The organism is Phenylobacterium sp., assembly GCF_028290885.1.
Lineage (GTDB): Bacteria > Pseudomonadota > Alphaproteobacteria > Caulobacterales > Caulobacteraceae > Phenylobacterium.
The window spans coordinates 1-3,190 of record NZ_JAQGIZ010000252.1 but is presented as its reverse complement, the minus strand read 5'-3'; the positions used below and the strand labels follow the sequence as shown (position 1 = coordinate 3,190).

The window sequence follows — 3,190 nt, the reverse complement described above, 5'->3', positions numbered from 1 at the left end:
CGGCGGGCCACGGCTTCGAAGGCCAGGTCGGGCCGCGCGAGGCGGTTCGCATCTTCACCGGCGCCGCCCTGCCGCAGGGTTGCGACGCCATGGTGATACAGGAGGACGCCGAGCGCGATGGCGATACCGTCCGGGTCCCCGAGGTCGCTGTGGACCATTACATCCGGCCGGCGGGCGGGGACTTCACGGCCGGCGCGGTCCTGCTGGAGCGCGGCGTCAGGATCGACCCCTGGCGGCTCTCGCTGGCGGCCTCGGCCGGGCGCGCCGAGGTCCAGGTCTACGCCCGGCCGCGCGTGGCCCTGCTCTCCACCGGCGAGGAGATCGTGCAGGCGCCGGCCACGCCCGGGCCCTTCCAGATCTACGACTCCGGCGCGCCCGCCCTGGCGGCGATGGTCGAGGGCTGGGGCGGCGCCGTCGTCCGCGCCAAGCCGGTCCGCGACGAGCTGGACGCGGTGATCGCCGCCCTGCGCGACGCCGACGCCGAACTCGTCGTCACGGTCGGCGGCGCCTCGGTGGGCGACCACGACCTGGTGCGCGCCGCGGGCGAGGCGCTGGGGCTCTCGCTGCGCGTCGAGAGCGTCAGCGTGCGGCCGGGCAAGCCAACCTTCTTCGGGGTCCTTGGCGACGGGCGGCGGATGCTGGGCCTGCCCGGCAACCCAGCCTCGGCCTTCGTCTGCGCCGAGCTGTTCCTGCACCCGATCGTCAACGCCTATCAGGGCGCGCCCGCGGCGCCGGCCACGATCGCCGCCCGCCTGGAGCAGGACCTGCCGGCCAACGGCCCGCGCGAGCACTGGATGCGGGCGAAGCTGACCTATGCCGAGGGCGGCGTGACCGTGCGGCCCTACCGCGATCAGGACTCTTCGCTGGTCAGCGTCTTCGCGGCCTCAGACGCGCTGCTGCGCCGACTGGCGGGCGCGGCTGCGGCCGCGGCCGGGACGGTGGTCGAGGTGGCGCCGCTGTCACGCGCATAGCGCAGGGCCATGATCTCGCCGATCACCGAGACGGCGACCTCCCAGGGAGCCTTGCCGCCGATGTCGAGGCCGATGGGGGCGTGCAGCCTGGCGAAGGCGGTCTCCGGCGCGCCCTCGGCCCGGAGCGGCGCCAAGCGGTCGGCGATCCGCCGCCGGGCGCCCAGCAGGCCGACGTAGCCGGCCTGTGACGGGAGGGCGGCGCGCAGGGCCGCGCGGTCGGTCTCCAGATCATGGGTGGCGATGGCGATCGCCGTCCACTCGTCGACGCCGATTGCTGTGAAGGCGGCTTCCGGCTCTGCGCGGCTATAGCCGACACCGGTGATCGGCGGGCCGGACGGCGGGCCCTTCGGGCGCACCAGGGTGGTCTCGAACTCAGACTGCGCGCCCAGCTGGGCGATGGTGAGCGCCGTGGGGTCGCCGCCCACCACGATCAGCCGCGGCGTCGGCTCGTGCCGCCGCACCACGGCCGCTTCCGGCCAGGGCGAGACCTCCGCGGCGCATTCGCGGGCGAAGCCGTCGCTGACCCAGACCACCGGCCGCCGCTCGGCCTGGGCGGCCAACAGTTCGGCGAGCGCCGCGTCGTCGGGCGCCACCCGCTCCAGGAAGATCTCGATCCGCGCGCCGCACAGGAGCTGGATGTCCGGCCAGGGGCTGCCCTCGCCGTAGACCAGGGTCCGCGGCTCGCCGTCCGCCAGGCACGCGAAGGCGTGGTCGGCCACGTCGGACTCCACGCAGCCGCCGGAGAAGTAGCCGGCGGTGATCCCTGGGGCGAAGACCATCTGGGTCCCCACCGGCCTCGGGCCGCCGCCCTCCACCGCGATCAGGGTGGCCAGGGTGCAGGCCTGACTGGCCTCGCGGGCTTGCCGCAGGGCGGGCCGGACATCGTCGGTCATGCCGAACAGGGGCCACTCGGGCAGCGGCTCGCGGGCGTTCAATTTTTAACCCCCTGGAAAGGTCCTGGATACGGCTTCTTAGTCATCATAGGCCCAAGATGGCGTCTCATAGGAACCGGTCCAAGTCGCCTCGCAGACATGACGTCACCGACCAACAAGCTGGGCCTCGGGTCCGGGCAGTTCGGCCTCGACCAGCAGGTGGGGCCTCGCGGCCGGCCGCGCGACGCCGAGGCCCGCGAAATCCTGGCCATCGCCGCCCGCTCGGGCCTGACCTTCCTGGAAGTCGGTCGCCATCCGAGCGCCGCCGAGATCACCCTCGGCCAGGTGATGCCGAAGCCGCAGCCGTTCCGGCTGACCGTCACCACCGTGCGCCCCGACCGCGGCCCCGACCTGGTGGAAACCGAGATCCGCGCGCAGCTCGCGCGGCTGGGCGTTTCCCAGGTCGACGCGATCCTGGCGCCATCCGCCACCGATCTCTTCAGCACCCATGGCGCGGAGATGTGGGAGCGCCTGCGCCGGCTGAAGGGCGAGGGGCTCTGCAAGAAGATCGGCGTCTCGGTCTACGCGTCCGACGACCCGGTGGGCCTGTCGCGGCGGTTCAAGCCGGACGTGGTGCAGGCCCCGGCCTCGCTGCTCGACCAGCGCCTGCTGATCGACGGCACGCTCGCCGAACTGGCCGGCATGGGGGTCGAGGTGCACCTGCGCTCGATCTTCCTGAACGGCCTGCTGTTCCTGCCGCCCGACCGCGCGCCCAACCACCTGAAAGCCGCCGCGGGGCGGATCTCGCGGGCGCGGCGGCTGATCGCCGAGGGCCGCTCCGACCCGCTGCAGGCGGCGCTGGGCTTTGCGCTTTCGCGGCCGGAAGCCTCCAGCGTGCTGGTGGGCGTGGCCTCGGCCGCCGAGATGTCCGCGGTGATCGCCGCAGCCTCCAGCCCGCCGCCGGACCTCGACTGGGACGAGATGGCCCTGGACGACCCGACGGCGCTCGACCCGGCCGCCTGGGCCGCGGCGTAGGACGTTCCCGCCCTCCCCCTTATGGGGAGGGGGAAGTCGCCTACGCCCAAGCTCCGTACGGATCCACGAACGGCTTCCCCAGCGCCCCGGCCACCGCCGGGTGGGTCACCTGGCCCTTCAGCACGTTGAGCCCCTTGGCCAGGTGCTTGTTCTGCGCCAGCGCCTCCAGCCCCTGGTCGGCGAGCTGCAGGCCGAACGGCAGGGTCGCGTGCACCAGCGCCTCGGAAGAGGTGCGCGGCGCGGCGCCCGGCATGTTGGCGACGCAGTAGTGCACCACGCCGTCGACCACATAGGTGGGCTCGTGGTGGGTGG

Annotated in this window: 2 protein-coding genes and 2 pseudogenes; 2 read left to right on the top strand and 2 right to left on the bottom strand. The window is 73.7% G+C overall.

Going from position 1 to position 3,190, the window contains the following annotated elements:
* Nucleotides 1–50 precede the first annotated feature (50 nt).
* Nucleotides 51–899 (top strand): annotated as a pseudogene (locus JWP28_RS17085) (molybdopterin molybdotransferase MoeA); the annotation flags it as partial.
* On the opposite strand, the gene JWP28_RS17080 reads toward JWP28_RS17085, so the two are convergent.
* Nucleotides 851–1,906: an XdhC family protein gene (locus JWP28_RS17080; RefSeq protein ID WP_299544795.1), complete on the bottom strand. Its 1,056-nt coding sequence runs from the start codon at nt 1,904–1,906 to the stop codon at nt 851–853. The pseudogene JWP28_RS17085 and the gene JWP28_RS17080 sit on opposite strands and share 49 nt — an antisense overlap.
* A 96-nt stretch (nt 1,907–2,002) precedes the next feature.
* On the opposite strand from JWP28_RS17080, the gene JWP28_RS17075 reads away from it, so the two are divergent.
* Nucleotides 2,003–2,878, top strand: coding sequence for a bifunctional regulator KidO (locus JWP28_RS17075; protein ID WP_299544794.1), 876 nt, complete (start codon nt 2,003–2,005; stop codon nt 2,876–2,878).
* A 40-nt stretch (nt 2,879–2,918) separates the two neighbouring features.
* Here the strand turns inward: JWP28_RS17075 and JWP28_RS17070 are convergent.
* Nucleotides 2,919–3,190: pseudogene (locus tag JWP28_RS17070) on the bottom strand (alanine dehydrogenase); the annotation flags it as partial.